Source organism: Alloyangia pacifica, assembly GCF_020524285.1.
GTDB classification, from domain to species: Bacteria; Pseudomonadota; Alphaproteobacteria; order Rhodobacterales; family Rhodobacteraceae; genus Salipiger; species Salipiger pacificus_B.
In genome coordinates this window covers 98062-113674 of record NZ_JAIVKX010000008.1, presented here as the reverse complement: position 1 = coordinate 113674, position 15613 = coordinate 98062, and the positions used below count along the sequence as shown (strand labels likewise).

The 15613-nt window shown below is 68.1% G+C and carries 15 protein-coding genes and 2 tRNA genes; 8 read left to right on the top strand and 9 right to left on the bottom strand.

What is annotated here, in order from left to right:
• Positions 1-47 precede the first annotated feature (47 nt).
• Entirely contained in the window at positions 48-2339 is a 2292-nt protein-coding gene (locus LC039_RS12220; RefSeq protein ID WP_226624557.1) for a xanthine dehydrogenase family protein molybdopterin-binding subunit, read from the top strand.
• A gap of 265 nt (positions 2340-2604) precedes the next feature.
• Complete coding sequence (locus tag LC039_RS12215; protein ID WP_226624554.1) at positions 2605-3057, top strand: CoA-binding protein; 453 nt, start codon at positions 2605-2607, stop codon at positions 3055-3057.
• Between the two features lie 169 nt (positions 3058-3226).
• Here the strand turns inward: LC039_RS12215 and LC039_RS12210 are convergent, their stop codons facing one another.
• The 3 genes from LC039_RS12210 to LC039_RS12200 form a co-directional block, all read right to left on the bottom strand.
• Positions 3227-3541 carry a phosphoribosyl-ATP diphosphatase gene (locus LC039_RS12210; protein ID WP_226624918.1) on the bottom strand — a complete coding sequence of 105 codons (315 nt, stop codon included), beginning with the start codon at positions 3539-3541 and terminating at the stop codon, positions 3227-3229.
• 20 nt (positions 3542-3561) lie between these two features.
• Positions 3562-4320, bottom strand: coding sequence for an imidazole glycerol phosphate synthase subunit HisF (gene hisF / locus LC039_RS12205; protein ID WP_092423828.1), 759 nt, complete (start codon positions 4318-4320; stop codon positions 3562-3564).
• Between the two features lie 131 nt (positions 4321-4451).
• The gene (locus LC039_RS12200; protein ID WP_226624551.1) at positions 4452-6011 is read right to left on the bottom strand and encodes a bifunctional metallophosphatase/5'-nucleotidase; all 1560 of its coding nucleotides are present in this window, start codon (positions 6009-6011) and stop codon (positions 4452-4454) included.
• 268 nt (positions 6012-6279) lie between these two features.
• Between LC039_RS12200 and LC039_RS12195 the strand changes: the two genes are divergently transcribed.
• The 4 genes from LC039_RS12195 to LC039_RS12180 are packed head-to-tail and all read left to right on the top strand — an operon-like array spanning position 6280 to position 9129.
• Positions 6280-6621 (top strand): DUF952 domain-containing protein, encoded by a 342-nt coding sequence (locus LC039_RS12195; RefSeq protein WP_226624549.1) that lies wholly within the window; start codon positions 6280-6282, stop codon positions 6619-6621.
• Positions 6621-7679: a quinone-dependent dihydroorotate dehydrogenase gene (locus tag LC039_RS12190; RefSeq protein WP_226624914.1), complete on the top strand. Its 1059-nt coding sequence runs from the start codon at positions 6621-6623 to the stop codon at positions 7677-7679. Before LC039_RS12195 ends, LC039_RS12190 begins: the two co-directional genes overlap by 1 nt.
• Positions 7676-8014 carry an arsenate reductase (glutaredoxin) gene (arsC, locus tag LC039_RS12185; RefSeq protein ID WP_226624548.1) on the top strand — a complete coding sequence of 113 codons (339 nt, stop codon included), beginning with the start codon at positions 7676-7678 and terminating at the stop codon, positions 8012-8014. The genes LC039_RS12190 and arsC overlap by 4 nt, the downstream gene beginning before the upstream one ends.
• A gap of 11 nt (positions 8015-8025) precedes the next feature.
• A complete protein-coding gene (locus LC039_RS12180) occupies positions 8026-9129 on the top strand; it encodes a THUMP domain-containing class I SAM-dependent RNA methyltransferase (RefSeq protein WP_226624546.1) in 1104 nt (367 codons plus the stop codon).
• A gap of 63 nt (positions 9130-9192) precedes the next feature.
• Here LC039_RS12180 and hisA read toward each other — a convergent pair whose 3' ends face one another.
• The 3 genes from hisA to hisB all read right to left on the bottom strand — a co-directional run bounded on the left by hisA (position 9193) and on the right by hisB (position 11322).
• A complete protein-coding gene (hisA, locus tag LC039_RS12175; RefSeq protein ID WP_226624545.1) occupies positions 9193-9915 on the bottom strand; it encodes a 1-(5-phosphoribosyl)-5-[(5-phosphoribosylamino)methylideneamino]imidazole-4-carboxamide isomerase in 723 nt (240 codons plus the stop codon).
• An 87-nt stretch (positions 9916-10002) separates the two neighbouring features.
• Positions 10003-10638, bottom strand: a complete 636-nt coding sequence (hisH, locus tag LC039_RS12170; RefSeq protein WP_226624541.1) for an imidazole glycerol phosphate synthase subunit HisH — start codon at positions 10636-10638, stop codon at positions 10003-10005.
• Between the two features lie 96 nt (positions 10639-10734).
• The gene (gene hisB, locus LC039_RS12165; RefSeq protein ID WP_226624539.1) at positions 10735-11322 is read right to left on the bottom strand and encodes an imidazoleglycerol-phosphate dehydratase HisB; all 588 of its coding nucleotides are present in this window, start codon (positions 11320-11322) and stop codon (positions 10735-10737) included.
• Positions 11323-11467: 145 nt separating this feature from the next.
• Between hisB and LC039_RS12160 the strand changes: the two genes are divergently transcribed.
• Positions 11468-11707 (top strand): Lrp/AsnC ligand binding domain-containing protein, encoded by a 240-nt coding sequence (locus LC039_RS12160; RefSeq protein ID WP_226624533.1) that lies wholly within the window; start codon positions 11468-11470, stop codon positions 11705-11707.
• A gap of 186 nt (positions 11708-11893) precedes the next feature.
• Here the strand turns inward: LC039_RS12160 and LC039_RS12155 are convergent.
• Both LC039_RS12155 and LC039_RS12150 read right to left on the bottom strand, forming a co-directional pair.
• Positions 11894-11968 (bottom strand) — tRNA-Gly (locus tag LC039_RS12155).
• An 86-nt stretch (positions 11969-12054) separates the two neighbouring features.
• Positions 12055-12129 (bottom strand) — tRNA-Gly (locus tag LC039_RS12150).
• Positions 12130-12324: 195 nt separating this feature from the next.
• On the opposite strand from LC039_RS12150, the gene LC039_RS12145 reads away from it, so the two are divergent.
• On the top strand, positions 12325-12837 hold the full coding sequence (locus tag LC039_RS12145) for a DUF4405 domain-containing protein (RefSeq protein ID WP_226624532.1): 513 nt from the start codon (positions 12325-12327) through the stop codon (positions 12835-12837).
• 137 nt (positions 12838-12974) lie between these two features.
• Here the strand turns inward: LC039_RS12145 and LC039_RS12140 are convergent, their stop codons facing one another.
• A complete protein-coding gene (locus LC039_RS12140; RefSeq protein WP_226624531.1) occupies positions 12975-15434 on the bottom strand; it encodes an ATP-dependent helicase in 2460 nt (819 codons plus the stop codon).
• Positions 15435-15613: the final 179 nt, after the last annotated feature.

Genomic DNA, 15613 nt, shown 5'->3' with positions numbered 1-15613 from the left:
GGCCTCTACAGTCGCGGCAAATACGCAGTCGCGGGAGGACCAGCCAGATGGAAAAATTCGGCAAGAGCCAGTCGTTCAAACGCAGCGAGGACGTGCGCTTCCTGACCGGTCACGGGCGCTACGTCGATGATATCGCTCCGGAAGGCGCGCTGCATGCCTTCGTCCTGCGCTCGCCGGTGGCCCATGCCGAGATCACCGAGCTTGACGTGTCGGACGCGCGCGAGATGCCCGGTGTGCACATGGTGGCGACGGTCAAGGACCTGATCGCCGCGGGCATGGACATCTCGATGGGCGGCACGGTGATCAAGAACCGCGACGGCAGCAAGGCCGCCGATCCGCTGCGCCCGGTCCTCGCCAAGGACCGTGTGCGCCATGTCGGCGAGCCGGTGGCGCTGATCGTCGCCGACAGCATGATCGAGGCCAAGGACGCCGCCGAGGCCATCGTCTTCGACTTCGAGGAGCTGCCGGTGCACATGGCGCTCGAGGCGGGCGGCGAGGCGATCCACTCCGAGGCGCCGGAGAACCGCGCCTTCGACTTCGGGCTCGGCAACGAGGCCGAAACCGAGGCGGCCTTTGCCGGCGCGGCCAAGGTGGTCAGCCTCGAGGTCGGCGACAACCGCGTCATCGTCAACGCCATGGAGCCGCGCGGCGCCTACGCCGAATGGGACGGCGCCAAGTTGCACGTCGCCTTCAACGGGCAGGGTGTCTGGGGGCTGAAGTCCGAGCTGGCGCAGGCCTTCGACCTGCCGGTCGAGCAGATCCGCGTCACCAACCCCGACGTCGGCGGCGGCTTCGGCATGAAGGCCCCGGGCTATCCGGAGTATTTCGCCATCGCCTTTGCCGCGAAGCAGCTCGGCAAGCCGGTGCGCTGGATGTCGGACCGCACCGAGGCGATGCTCTCGGACCACGCCGGGCGCGACCTGGTGACGCTGGCCGAACTGGCCTTCGACGAAGACAACCGCATCCTGGGCTATCGCAACCACACCCGCTGCAACCTCGGCGCCTACAACTCGAACTTCGGTCAGGCGATCCAGACCGCGCTCTATGCCAAGGTGCTGACCGGCACCTATGACATCAAGGCGGCCTACATGCGGGTCGAGGGGTTCTACACCAACACCACGCAGGTCGACGCCTACCGCGGCGCGGGCCGGCCCGAGGCGATCTACACGCTCGAGCGGGTGATGGACCGCGCCGCGCGCGAGCTTGGCGTCGATCCGAGCGAGCTGCGGCGGATCAACTTCGTGCAGGAGTTCCCCTACAAGACGGTGACCGGCGAGAATTACGACGTGGGCGATTTCTCCCGCGTGCTGGCCCATGCCGAGGCGGATGCCGACATCGCGGGCTACCCGGCGCGCAAGGCGGCCTCGGAGGCGCAGGGGAAACTGCGCGGGCTGGGGCTGTGCTACTACATCGAAAGCATCCTGGGCGACCCGGCCGAGGACGTGAAGGTGGAGTTCACCGAGGACGGCGGCGCGACGATCTACGTCGGCACCCAGTCGAACGGGCAGGGGCACGAGACGGTGTTTGCCAAGTTCCTCGCCGACCAGACCGGGATCCCGGTCGAGAAGATCGGCTTCGTGCAGGGCGACAGCGACCGCATCCCGCGCGGCGGCGGCACCGGCGGCTCGCGCTCGGTGACCACCCAGGCGACGGTGACGCTGACCGCGGTGCGCGACATGATCGCGGGCTTCTCGGAGTTCCTCGCCGGCGAGATGGGCGTCGATCCCGACGAGGTGCGCTTCGACGACGAGCAGTTTCGGGCCGAGGGCTCGAACCTGCACCCGACCATGCTCGAAGCGGCCGCGCTGGCCCGCGAGAAGGGCCGCGAGGATCTGCTGAGCTGGTCCGCCCGCACCGCCATCGATGCCCGCTCCTACCCCAATGGCGCGCATTTCTGCGAGGTGGAGATCGACCCCGAAACCGGCGTCACCCAGGTGGTGAAATACACGGTGGTCGATGATTTCGGCAATCTGATCAACCCGATGCTGGCCGAGGGGCAGGTGCATGGCGGGGTGGTCCAGGGGCTGGGCCAGGCGCTGACCGAACATACAGTCTACGACGAGGACGGCCAGCTTCTGACCGCGACCTTCATGGATTACGCCATGCCGCGCGCCAAGGATGCGCCCTGGATCGGTTTCGACGTCGAGCCGGTGCCGTCGACCGGCAACCCGATGGGGATGAAGGGCTGCGGCGAGGCCGGCACCGTCGGCTCGATGGCCGCCGTGTCGAACGCGGTGCAGGACGCGCTCTGGGAGCGGGGGATTCGCCAGGCCGACATGCCCTTCACCCCGCACCGGGTGTGGCAGATGCTGAGCAATGAGGCGATTGCCGCGGAATGATGCGCCAGCACGTGATGGACGGAAGGTCAAGAATTTTTCATCACATGATCGCGAGGGGTCTTCAATCTGTGGCATTTTCGCTTATCTCTGATGCAGAGGCGCGGAACTGGAACCTCCGCGACCCCTTCACTGTCCCTCGTTCCGTAACTTGCGTCCGGGTTTCATCCCGGACGCTTTTTCTTTTGTGCCGTCTTTTCCCGGGGACGCCGCGTTGCCTCTCGCTTCGTGGCTTCCTCTTCCCGCAGCGCTGTGACAGGCTGACTTCATGAGCTATTCCGACACCTTCCTCAAAGACATCCTGACCCGGACGCGGGTGATCGCCGTGGTCGGCATCTCGACCAACCCGGTGCGGCCGAGCCACTATGTTTCGCGCTTCCTGCACCAGCGCGGCTACCGGATCATCCCGGTCAACCCGGGCCATGTGGGGCAGACGCTCTTCGGCGAGGACTTCCGCGCCGGGCTCTCGGAGATCGACGCGCCGGTGGACATGGTCGACATCTTCCGCCGCCACGACGCGGTGCCCTCGGTGGTCGGCGCGGCGATGTCGCACCTGCCGCAGTTGCGCACCATCTGGATGCAGCTCGATGTCGCGCATGCCGAGGCCGCGGCAAAGGCCGAGGCAAAAGGCATCGACGTGGTGCAGGACCGCTGCACCAAGATCGAATACGAGCGCCTGCTGGGGGCGGGCGTGCCGCTGGCCGAGGCCATCGCCAGCTAACCGCGCAAGGGGGCTCTGCCCCCGCCGCGCTGCGCGCGTCTCCCCCGGGATACTTTTGCCTAGAAGAACTGCACAGAGGGGCCTGCGAGGGCGCAGGGCCTTCTTCTCTTTTCAAATACGCCGGGGGTGAGCCGCGCAGCGGCGAGGGGGCAGCGCCCCCTGAATCGGATCAGCCCTTCGGGCGGGCGGCCTTCTCGGCGATGCCCGACTGGCCCTGGCGGCGCTGCAGCTCGGCCATGACCTCCGACAGCGGCAGCTCGCGGGCGCGCAGCATCACGAGGAAGTGGAAGAGCACGTCGGCGGCCTCGGAGGCGAGCTTCTCGCGGTCGCCCTTGACCGCCTCGATGATCGCCTCGATCGCTTCTTCACCGAATTTCTCGGCGCATTTCTCCGGGCCCTTGGCGAGCAGCTTGGCGGTCCAGCTCTCGTCGGGCGAGGCGGAGGCGCGGGCGGCGACCACCTCTTCGAGCTTCTCGAGGGTCATCTCGGTCATGGCGGGGCCTCTCAGAGTCGCACCGGCACGCCGGCGGCGGCCATATGGGCCTTGGCCTCGGCGATGGTGTAGGTGCCGAAGTGGAAGATCGAGGCGGCGAGCACCGCCGAGGCATGGCCCTCGGTCACCCCTTCGACAAGGTGATCGAGCGTGCCGACGCCGCCCGAGGCGATCACCGGGATCGGCACCGCATCGGCGATGGCACGGGTCAGCGGCAGGTTGAAGCCGGCCTTGGTGCCGTCGCGGTCCATCGAGGTGAGAAGGATTTCTCCGGCACCCTTGCGCGCCATGGTGATGGCGAATTCGACCGCGTCGATGCCGGTGGGGCGGCGGCCGCCGTGGGTGAAGATCTCCCAGCGGCCCGGCTCCACGGTCTTGGCGTCGATGGCGCAGACGATGCACTGGCTGCCGAAGTGGTCGGCGGCCTCGGCCACAACGTCGGGATTGGCCACGGCGGCGGAGTTGAACGAGACCTTGTCGGCCCCGGCGAGCAGCAGCGCCCGCACGTCGGCGACGGTGCGCACGCCCCCGCCGACGGTGAGCGGGATGAAGCATTGCTCGGCGGTGCGGGTCACCACGTCGAACATCGTGCCGCGGTTTTCATGCGTGGCGTGGATGTCGAGGAAACAGATCTCGTCGGCGCCGGCGGCGTCATAGGCTCGGGCAGCGTCCACCGGGTCGCCCGCATCGCGCAGGTCGACGAAGTTGACGCCCTTGACCACGCGGCCATCGGCCACGTCGAGGCAGGGGATGATGCGCGTCTTCAGCATGGGGCCCTGATAGTGCGGAATTTCCCCGGGGGGAAGAGGATGTTGCGGCGGGGTGCGTCGGTGGGGGGCGGGAATCGAAGGGGGCGCGCCGTTTCCGGCACGCCCCCGCGTTCTGTCGCCCTGCTGGCGGATCACTCGGCGATGGTGATCCGGCCGTCGGTGTAGGGCTCGTAGGGGGTCTTCGCGGCGATGAACTCGGCGGCGACATCGGCGAGGTCGGGGCCGAAGTCATAGGCGTTCTCGGCGGTGGTGAACATCGCGTAGCCGTCGCCGCCGTTGCGCACGAAGTTGTTCGACACCACGCCGTAGGTCGCACCCTCGTCCAGCGCGGCCTCGCCGACCATCACGTCGGAGATGCGGCTGCCGACCTCGGCCGAGGGGGTGACGGTGAAGCTCATCCCCGAGACCTGCGGGAAGCGGCCGCCGCCTTCCTCCATCTGGCTGACGCCGTTCTCCAGCGCCTCCTTGATCACCGCGCCGGTGACCTGGAAGGTCGAGAGCGTGTTCTGGAAGGGCAACACGGTCAGCACCTCGCCCATGGTCACGTCACCCGCGTCGATCGAGGCGCGCAGCCCGCCGCCGTTGGTGATCGCGATGTCGACACCCTGGTCCTTGACCCGGTCGAGCATGGCGTCGGCCACGAGGTTGCCCATCGGGCATTCCTCGGCGCGGCACATGTCGCGGCTGCCGACGATCTCGGCGGTGGACTCTCCGATCACCTTGTTGCGGATCTCGTCGAGCGGCTCGGCCGCCTCGGAGATGCGCTCCTTGGTGGCGGCATCCTCGGTCACGGCGGCATCCATGATCAGCGGCGCGCCGGAGGCCTCGGTGACGTTGCCGTCGTCGTCGAAGGTGACGTTCAGCTCGCCGAGGAACTTGCCGTAGGCATAGGCCGAGACGATGGCCGTGTCCTTGACCATGGTGGGGTAGGGGCCCTCGGCGCCGTCCATGTCCCCGAGCAGCGTGTTGGAGTGGCCGCCGACGATCACGTCGACACCGGTGGTTTCCTCGGCGACGCGCAGGTCGGTGTGGTAGCCCGAGTGCGACAGCACGACGATCTTGTTCACGCCCTCCTCGGTGAGCTTGTCGACCTCGGCCTGCACGGAATCGACCGGGTCGGTGAAGACCACGTTCTTGCCGGGGCTCGACAGCTCGTCGGTGTCGACGGGGGTGAGGCCGATGAGGCCGATCTTCTCGCCGTCCTTCTCGATGATGGTGGATTTCTGGATCTCGCCCTTCAGCAGCTCCTCGGCGGAGAGGTCGGCGTTGGACATCAGCACCGGGAAGTCGACCGAGTCGACGAAACCGCGCAGCACCTCGGGGCCGTCGTCGAATTCGTGGTTGCCCACGGTCATCGCGTCGTAGCCCATCTGGTTCATCATCTCGGCGGCGAGCTTGCCCTTGTAGTAGGTGTAGAACAGCGTGCCCTGGAACTGGTCGCCGCCGTCCACCAGCAGGTAGTTGCCGGCACGCTCTTTGGCCTCGGTGATCGCGGTCTGCAGGCGCGGCGAGCCGCCGAAGCATTCGCCCGCGGCATTGTCTTCCTCGCCGCAGGTGGAATCATACTTGCTGATCGGCTCGAAGCGCGAATGGAAGTCGTTGGTGTGCAGGATGGTGATCGCGTAATCCGCGCTGGCAGTGCCCGCGGTCAGGGCGAGCGCGGCGGCGCCGGTCAGTAGGCGAAGCGACATCGGGAATCCTCTCTGTCGGTTTGTTCTTATCCGTCGATCCTGCAACGGGTTTTGGGAGCTGTCAAAACACGTTGCGGGAAAATGGGGTGCCTGACCCCGCGTTGGCCCGGTACGCAGGCAGCGCGCCGCCGGGGCATCGGCAGAGGCGCGCGCGGGCGCCGTGGCGGGCGGTCGGATTTGCGCTCTTGCCGGGCCCGGGCGCGGTTTCTCGCGGGGCGCGCCGACGGCGGGGATTGACCGGAACAGGGTTCCACGGCATCAGCCCCTCATGCTGATCTACAAACTCCTCCGGGCCGACGAATGGGCGGCGCTGCAGGCGCAGGGCGAGACCGCCGGCGCGCCGATCGACGTGGCCGATGGCTACATCCATTTCTCCACCGCCAAGCAGGTGCGCGAGACGGCGGCGAAACATTTCGCCGGGGCCGAGGGTCTGCAGATCCTGTGCTACGAGTCCGAGGATTTCGGCGGCCAGCTCAAATGGGAGCCGTCGCGCGGTGGCGCGCTTTTCCCGCATCTCTATTCCGCGCTGCCGCTGGCCGGGCTACTATGGGCGCATCCGCTGCCGGTCGGCAGCGACGGGGTGCATGTGTTTCCGGACGATCTGGCATGATGAGATTCCTCGAGAAGGCGGGCCTGCCGCTGCTGCACAAGGTCGATCCCGAGCAGGCGCACGGGCTGGCGATCATGGCGCTGAAGATGGGGCTGGCCCCGGCGCCGGGGCTGATCACCTCGGACCGGCTGCGCTGCGATCTGGCCGGACTGGCGCTGCCCAACCCGATCGGGCTGGCGGCGGGCTTCGACAAGAACGCCTCGGCGCTGCAGGGGCTGTCGCGCGCGGGTTTCGGGTTCGTCGAGGTGGGGGCCGTCACGCCGCGCCCGCAGCCGGGCAACCCCAAGCCGCGGCTCTTCCGCCTGACCGAGGACCGCGCCGCGATCAACCGCTTCGGCTTCAACAACGAGGGCATGGAGGTGGTCGCGCAGCGGCTGGTCCAGCGCCCGGACGGCATGGTGCTGGGTCTCAACCTCGGCGCCAACAAGGACAGCGAAGACCGCGCGGCGGATTTCGCCAAGGTGCTGGCGCGCTGCGGCGAGCACCTCGATTTCGCCACCGTCAACGTCAGCTCGCCCAACACCGAGCGGCTGCGCGACCTGCAGGGCAAGGACGCGCTGGCGGCGCTGCTGGGCGGCGTCATGGACGCGCGGGCGCATCTCGACGACCGCATTCCGGTGTTCCTCAAGATCGCCCCCGATCTCGATGAGCAGGGTCTGAAGGACGTGGCCGAGGTTGCCCTGGCCAGCAAGGTCGACGCGGTGATCGCCACCAACACCACGCTCTCGCGCGAGGGGCTCTCTTCGCCCTTCTCGTCGGAGGCGGGCGGCATGTCGGGCCAGCCCCTGTTCGAGAAATCCACCCGCGTGCTGGCAAGGCTGTCGGAGTTGACGGGCGGCCAGATGCCGCTGGTCGGTGTCGGGGGCATCGGCTCGGCCGAGCAGGCCTACCAGAAGATCCGCGCCGGCGCCTCGGCGGTGCAGGTCTACACCGCGCTGGTCTTCGGCGGGCTGTCGCTGGTACAGGACATCGCCGAGGGGCTCGATGCGCTGCTGGCGCGGGACGGCTTCGCCTCGGTCGAGGAAGCCGTGGGCACCGGGCGGGGGGATTGGACATGATCCTCTGGCACAACCCGCGCTGCAGCAAGTCGCGCGAGGCGCTGGCGCTGCTGCAGGAAAAGGGCGTCGCGCCCGAAGTGCGCCGCTACCTCGAGGATGCGCCCACCTACGCCGAACTGAAGGCGGCGCAGGCCGCGCTTGGCGTGCCGGTGATCGAGATGGCCCGCACCAAGGAAGCCGAGTTCAAGGCGGCGGGGCTGAGCAAGGACAGCGACGACGAGACGCTGCTGCGCGCCATGGCAGAGACGCCGAAGCTGATCGAGCGTCCGGTTGCCTTTGCAGGCGCTCGCGCAGTGATCGGCCGCCCGCCCGAGCGCGTGCTCGAGCTGCTCTGACGGGACGTGTGATGGACAAGAGTTTCGAGATCTTCCTGGCCTGTGCGCCGGGGCTGGAGCCCGTTCTGGTGGCCGAGGCCAAGTCGCTGGGCTTCGGGCCGCTGAAGCCCGAGCAGGGCGGCGTGTCGTTCCAGGGCGGCTGGCCCGAGGTGGCGCGCGCCAACCTCGAGCTGCGCGGCGCGGCGCGGGTGCTGGCGCGCATCGGCGGCTTCCCGGCAGTGCACCTGGCGCAGCTCGACAAGCGGGCGCGCAAGTTCCCCTGGGGCGACATCCTGCGCGCCGATGTGCCGGTGAAGGTCGAGGCGCTCAGCCGCAAGTCGAAGATCTACCACGCGGGCGCCGCCAAGCAGCGCATCGAGCGGGCGATCACCGAGGAGCTGGGGGCGCCGCTGGCCGAGGACGGCGTGCGCATCCTTGCCCGGATCGAGGACAATATCGTGTCGTTCTCGGTCGACACCTCGGGGCAGCCGCTGCACCGGCGCGGGCTCAAGCAGGCGGTCAGCAAGGCGCCGATGCGCGAGACGTTGGCCTCGCTCTTCCTGCGCGCCTGCGGCTACGACGGCAGTGAGCCGGTGCTCGACCCCATGTGCGGCTCGGGCACCTTCCCGATCGAGGCCGCCGAGATCGCCGCCGGGCTGCTGCCCGGTCGGGCGCGGGCCTTCGACTTCGAGCGGCTGGCGGTCTTCGCGCCCGCCGACCTGACGGGCCTGAAACGGCAGAAGCCGCTGCGCGCGCCGACCTCGCTCTACTACGGCTCGGACCGCGATGCGGGGGCGATCCGCTTCGCCACCGAGAACGCCGCGCGGGCCGGCGTCACCGACTGGACCCGTTTCGACTGCCGCCCGGTGAGCGAGCTGGAGCGCCCCGACGGCCCGCCGGGCCTGGTCATGGTGAACCCGCCCTACGGCGCGCGGATCGGCGAGAAGGGCCCGCTGCACGCGCTGCATGCCTCGCTGGGGTCTGTGCTGAAGGAGAGGTTCGCCGGCTGGCGCGTGGGGATTATCACCACCGAGCCGGGGCTGGCCAAGGCCACGGGGTTGCGTTTCCTGCCGACCGGCGCGCCGGTGGCGCATGGCAGCCTGAAGGTGAAGCTCTACCGGACCGAGCCTCTCTGACCCGCCGGAATGCAAAAAGGGCCGCCCTCGGGGCGGCCCTTTTTCGTGTGGCGCTTCCGTCGCTCAGCCCTTGAGCGCCGTCAGCGCCTCTTTCAGGTCGATCGCCCCGTCATAGAGCGCCCGGCCCGAGATCGCGCCGTCGAGCTGCGCGCCGCAGTCGCGCAGGGCGACGAGATCCGCCAGCTTCGACACGCCGCCCGAGGCGATCACCGGAATCGACACGGCGCGCGCCATGGCGGCGGTATATTCGATGTTCGGCCCCTGCATGGCGCCGTCGCGGTTGATGTCGGTGTAGATGATCGCCGCCACGCCGTCGTCCTCGAAGCTGCGCGCCAGATCCACCGCGTCGACATCGGTGACCTCGGCCCAGCCCTTGGTCGCGACGCGACCGTCGCGGGCGTCGATGCCCACGGCGACCTTGCCGGGGAAGGCCTTCGCCGCCTCGCGCACCAGCGCCGGGTTCTCCACCGCTACGGTGCCGAGGATGACCCGCGCCAGCCCCTTGTCGAGCCAGCGCTCGATGGTCGCCATGTCGCGGATGCCGCCGCCGAGCTGGGCGGGGACCTTGGTGCGCGCGAGGATCGCCTCGACCGCGGCGGCGTTTACCGGCTCGCCGGCGAAGGCGCCGTTGAGGTCCACGAGGTGCAGCCAGTCGCAGCCCGCCTCGACGAATTCCATCGCCTGCGCGGCGGGATCGTCGTTGAAGACCGTGGCCTTCTCCATGTCGCCGCGCAGCAGGCGCACGGCCTTGCCGTCCTTGAGGTCGATGGCGGGGTAGAGGATCATGGCGCGGCTCCGCTTGGTCAGTGACGGCTTCCTATAGACGCGCGGGGGCGCGCTTTGCAATGCGCGCGCTGCCCCGGCGTGAAAGGGTCAGGGGGTCCAGGTGAGGAAGTTGCCGATCATCTTCAGCCCGGTGTCGGCGCTCTTCTCGGGGTGGAACTGGAACCCCAGCATATTGCCCTGGCCGACCACCGCGGTGACCGTGCCGCCGTAATCGACGTGGGCCAGCCGGTGCTCGGGGGTGAGCATGCGCATCTGGTAGGAGTGCACGAAATAGGCGTGATCGCCGCTCTTCACCCCGTCCAGAACCGGGTGCGCGTGGTCGATCTCCAGCTCGTTCCAGCCCATGTGCGGCACCTTCAGCGACGGATCCTCGGGCAGGATCTTCTCGACCTCGCCGTCGACCCAGCCGAGCCCCGGGGTCTCTTCGTATTCGTAGCCGACCCGGGCCATCAGCTGCATGCCGACGCAGATGCCGAGGAAGGGCCGGCCCTTCACCGTCACCGCCTCGACCATGGCGTCGAAACAGCCCGAGAGCCGCAGCGCCTTGGCGCAGGCGGGGAAGGCACCGTCGCCGGGCAGCACCAGCCGGTCGGCCCTGGCCACCACCTCGGGCGCGTCGGTCACCACGACCTCGCCGGCATCCAGTTCGCGCGCCATGCGCTGGAACGCCTTCTCGGCGGAATGCAGGTTGCCGCTCTCGTAGTCGATGATCGCCGTCAGCATCTCGCCTCCTGTCCGGGCGGTCCGCCCGCCTCTTCGTCTAGATCAAAATATCCCGGGGAGCACGAGGGGCAGCGCCCCTCGCGGTGTTCCGTCCCCTCAGAGCGCGCCCTTGGTCGAGGGAATCGCATCGCCCTTGCGCGGGTCCGGCTCCACCGCCTCGCGCAGGGCGCGGGCCACGGCCTTGAAGGCCGCCTCGACGATATGGTGCGAGTTCACCCCGTCGATCGCCTCGACGTGCAGGGTGATGCCGCCGTGGGTCGCCAGCGCCTGAAAGAACTCGCGCACCAGCTCGGTGTCGAACGTGCCGATCTTCTCGGTCGGCAGCGCCACCTTCCACACCAGGAAGGGTCGGGCCGAGAGGTCCAGCGCCGCGCGCACCAGCGCGTCGTCCATCGGCAGCAGGCACGAGCCGTAGCGGCGGATGCCGCGCTTGTCGCCGAGCGCCTTGGCCAGCGCCTGGCCGATGGCGATGCCGGTGTCCTCGACCGTGTGGTGATCGTCGATGTGCAGATCGCCCTCGGCGCGCACCACCATGTCGATCAGCGAATGGCGTGCCAGCTGGTCCAGCATGTGGTCGAAGAACCCCACGCCAGTCTTCATGTCGTAGCTGCCGGTGCCGTCGAGATCGAGGGCGACCTCGATCTTCGTCTCGGCGGTGCTGCGGCTCACTTCGGCCTTGCGCATGGTTCATACTCCTCGATGTCTCGCAGCGGCTTATAGGGCGGGGCAGGGCGCGCGCCAAGCCCCGCGCGTGCGCCGGGCGGCGGCCGCGCTTGCGGCGGCGGGGGCGGTGTGACAGCTTGCCCGCAGATCAATGAAAGGCCCCGCCATGACCACCTGCGTCTTCGTCCAGATTCGCTGCAAGCCCGGCACCACCTACCAGGTGGCCGACCAGATCGCGCTCAAGGAGATCCACTCCGAGCTCTACTCGACGTCCGGCGAATGGGACCTGCTGCTGAAGCTCTACATCCCCGAGGGCGCCGACGTGGGCCATTTCATCAACGAGAATCTGCTCGATGTTCCGGGGATCGAGCGCTCGCTGACCACGCTGACCTTCAAGGCATTCTGATCGGGGCGGCCGGGCGGCGTTGTGCTGTCGGGGCGGCTTCCGGGTCGCCCATCACGCCGCGATACGGCTGGTGTGCTGTGGTCCGATACACGGCGCAGACATGACAAAATCCGGCGCCGCAATGCTGCGTCCGGGTCTCGTCTCGATCTACTTTCGAAACTCGATCTGTCTTGGGAAAGTGGTGAATGGAGCGGGCGAGGCGATTCGAACGCCCGACCCTTACCTTGGCAAGGTAATGCTCTACCCCTGAGCTACGCCCGCAAACCATTCATCATGTTGGTCTTTCGACCAGGTGGCCTTTCGACCGTCCGGGCTTTCACCGGTCCGACTTGCGCCGGAGGTCCAACTGGAGCGGGCGAGGCGATTCGAACGCCCGACCCTTACCTTGGCAAGGTAATGCTCTACCCCTGAGCTACGCCCGCTTCCTTGTTGGTGTGGGCGATTTAGAGTTTCCCGCGGACCTCCGCAAGAGAAAAATCCACCTTTTTCCGGGAAATTTCTCGGACGGCGAAAAAACCCAATGAGACGCGACGGAAACTCCGCCGCCGCGCGTGGCATCCCCGGAGCCGCAGCGGAGGCGCGGCGCCCGACTCGTCACATGCGGAGCCAGCCACGCCATGAAATCTCTTCTGAATCGCTACGCCACGCCCTTCATCACCGGGCTTTTCCTCGTCTCTCTGATCTCGGGACTCGCGCTGTTCTTTCATTGGAACGCGGGATGGTTCCACGGCATGCACGAATGGTTGAGCCTGGTGCTGATCCTGCCCTTCGTCCTGCACCTGTGGAAGAACTGGCGCCCGATGAGCAGTTACATGCGCAAGCCGGCCTTCGCGCTGGCGATGGGGGCGTCGCTGGTCATGGCGGCGGCCTTCGTGGTGCCGAGCCTGAGCGCCGAGCCGGGCGCGCGCCGCGGCGGCCCGCCGCAGTTCGCCGCCGCGCAGTTGCTGCTCAAGGGCAGCGTTGCCGAGGTCGCGGCGCTGGTCGACCTGCCCGCAGACCGTATCGCCGACGGTCTGCTGCAGGCGGGCTTTACCATGGATGCCGAGGGTGAGAGCCTCTCGGCCATCGCGCAGGCGTCTGGCCGGGATGAGGCCGAGCTGCTCGCGGCGCTGGTCTCGGCGGCACGCTGAGGGTCGCCTCCGGCGGGCGTATTTGTCAAAGAGAAGAAGGGCAGGCGCGCTGCCCGCGGGCCTTCGTCTAGATGCAAATATCCCGGGGGAGGCGCGCGGAGCCCCCAACCCTTCTTCGGGGGGGGCTCCTCGGGGCCTCAGAAGGGCACGTCGCCCGCCGCGTCCGCCGCGGTGACGAATCGTGCCACCACTTTCTTCACCCCGGCCTTCTCGAAATTGATCTCGAGCTTGTCGCCCTCGAGTCCGATGATCTCGCCGTAGCCGAACTTCTGGTGGAAGACGCGCTCGCCCATGTCGAAGGCCGAGACCGCCTGCAGGTCGATCACCGTGTTGCGGCTCTCGCGCGGCTGGCTGACCGGGCGGCTGCCCGAGCGCTCCTGCAGCCGCTTCCAGCCGGGCGAGTTGTAGACATTGGCCTCGGCGGCGCGGGTTTCCAGCCCCGATCCGCCGCCGTAGCCCCCGCCGCCGAAGCCGCTGCTCATGCCCGCGGCCCCGTAGCCGCCGCCATAGAGGCCGGGCGGGGTGAGAATATCGACGTGCGCCTCGGGCAGCTCGTCGATGAAGCGCGAGGGCAGGGCCGACTGCCACTGGCCGAAGACGCGGCGGTTGGCGGCGAAGGAGATGGTGCAGAGCTCCTCGGCGCGGGTGATGCCGACATAGGCGAGGCGGCGCTCTTCCTCGAGCCCCTTGAGACCGCTTTCGTCCATCGAGCGCTGCGACGGGAAGAGCCCGTCCTCCCAGCCCGGCAGGAAGACCGCCGGGAACTCGAGGCCCTTGGCGGCGTGCAGCGTCATGATCGACACTTTCGCGCCGGTCTCCTCGGTCTCGTTGTCCATGATCAGCGCGACGTGCTCGAGGAAGCCCTGCAGGTTGTCGAAGCTCTCGAGCGCCTTCACCAGTTCCTTGAGGTTCTCGAGCCGCCCCGGCGAGTCGGGGTTCTTGTCGAGCTGCCACATCTCGGTATAGCCGCTCTCGTCGAGCATGGTCTCGGCCAGCTCCATGTGGCTGACCACCTTGCTCAGCGGCTTGTCCTCGTCGATCAGCACCAGGTCGTCGTCGTCCTGCTGCACCTCCGAGGGAAGGCCGAGCTGCTGGCGGGCGATCTCGTGCCAGCGTTCGATCTGCTCGACGAAGGTGGCGAGCTTGGCCGCGCCCTTGCCGGTGATCTCCTTGTCGCGCAGCAGCAGCCGCGCGCCGACCAGCAGCGGCACGCCATGTTCGCGCGCCTTGAGCTGGATCTTCTGCTGCGCCTTGTCGCCGAGGCCGCGCTTGGGGGTGTTGACGATGCGCTCGAAGGCCAGATCATCCTCGGGCGAGACCACCAGCCGGAAATAGGCCATGGCGTCGCGGATCTCGAGCCGCTCGTAGAAGCGCGGGCCGCCGATCACCCGGTAGGGCAGGCCGATGGTCAGGAAGCGGTCCTCGAAGGCGCGCATCTGGTGCGAGGCGCGCACGAGGATCGCCATGTCGTCGAGCGAGAAGGCGTGCATCCCGCGCGAGCCGCGCTGCGCCGCCTCGATCTCCTCGCCGATCCAGCGCGCCTCTTCCTCGCCGTCCCAATGACCGATCAGGCGGACCTTCTCGCCGCCCTGCGCCTCGGTCCAGAGCTCCTTGCCGAGCCGGTTCTCGTTGCCGCGGATCACCGAGGAGGCGGCGGCGAGGATATGCGCGGTCGAACGGTAGTTCTGCTCCAGCCGCACCACATGGGCGCCGGGGAAGTCCTTTTCGAAGCGCAGGATGTTGCCCACCTCGGCACCGCGCCAGCCGTAGATCGACTGGTCGTCGTCGCCGACGCAGCAGATGTTGGTGTGGCCCTGCGCCAGCAGCCGCAGCCAGAGGTACTGGGCGACGTTGGTGTCCTGGTACTCGTCCACCAGGATGAAGCGGAACCAGCGCTGGTACTGCTCGAGCACATCGGCGTGCTGCTGGAAGATCGTCACCACGTGCAGCAGCAGGTCGCCGAAGTCGCAGGCGTTCAGCTCGCGCAGCCGGGTCTGGTACTGGGCGTAGAGCTCGGTGCCGCGGTTGTTGAAGGCGCCGGCCTCCGACGCCGGCACCTTGTCGGGCGTCCAGGCGCGGTTCTTCCAGTTGTCGATCAGCGAGGAAAGCTGCCGGGCGGGCCAGCGCTTTTCATCTATGTTGTTGGCCGCGATCACCTGTTTCAGCAGGCGGATCTGGTCGTCCGTGTCGAGGATGGTGAAGTTCGACTTCAGCCCGACCAGCTCGGCATGGCGGCGCAGCAGCTTGACGCAGATCGAGTGGAAGGTGCCCATCCAGGGCATGCCCTCGACCGCGTGGCCAAGAAGGCGGCCGACCCGCTCCTTCATCTCGCGCGCGGCCTTGTTGGTGAAGGTCACCGAGAGAATCTCGTTCGGGCGCGCGCGGCCGGTGGTCAGCAGATGCGCGATGCGCGCCGTCAGCGCCTTGGTCTTGCCGGTGCCGGCGCCCGCGAGCATCAGCACCGGGCCGTCCAGCCGCTCCACCGCTTCGCGCTGCGCCGGGTTGAGATCGTCGAGGTAGGGCGTCGGGCGCGCGGCCATGGCCCGCGCCGACAGCGAGGCCCCCTCGAATGCATCCATGTCGTCAAAGCTGCTCATGCGGCGAACTTAGCGCGGTGCAGAGCCCGGCGAAAGGTGCGTTCTGTTTTTGTTCATCACTTTCCGCGGCGCCCGCCGTCCCGCTGGCGCCCCGCCTCCATCGCGAGATTTGCAAAGTTTCGCGCCCTTATTGCTAACTTTGCATAGATACCTTGCGCCGCAGCGCAGCATCGCGTTCA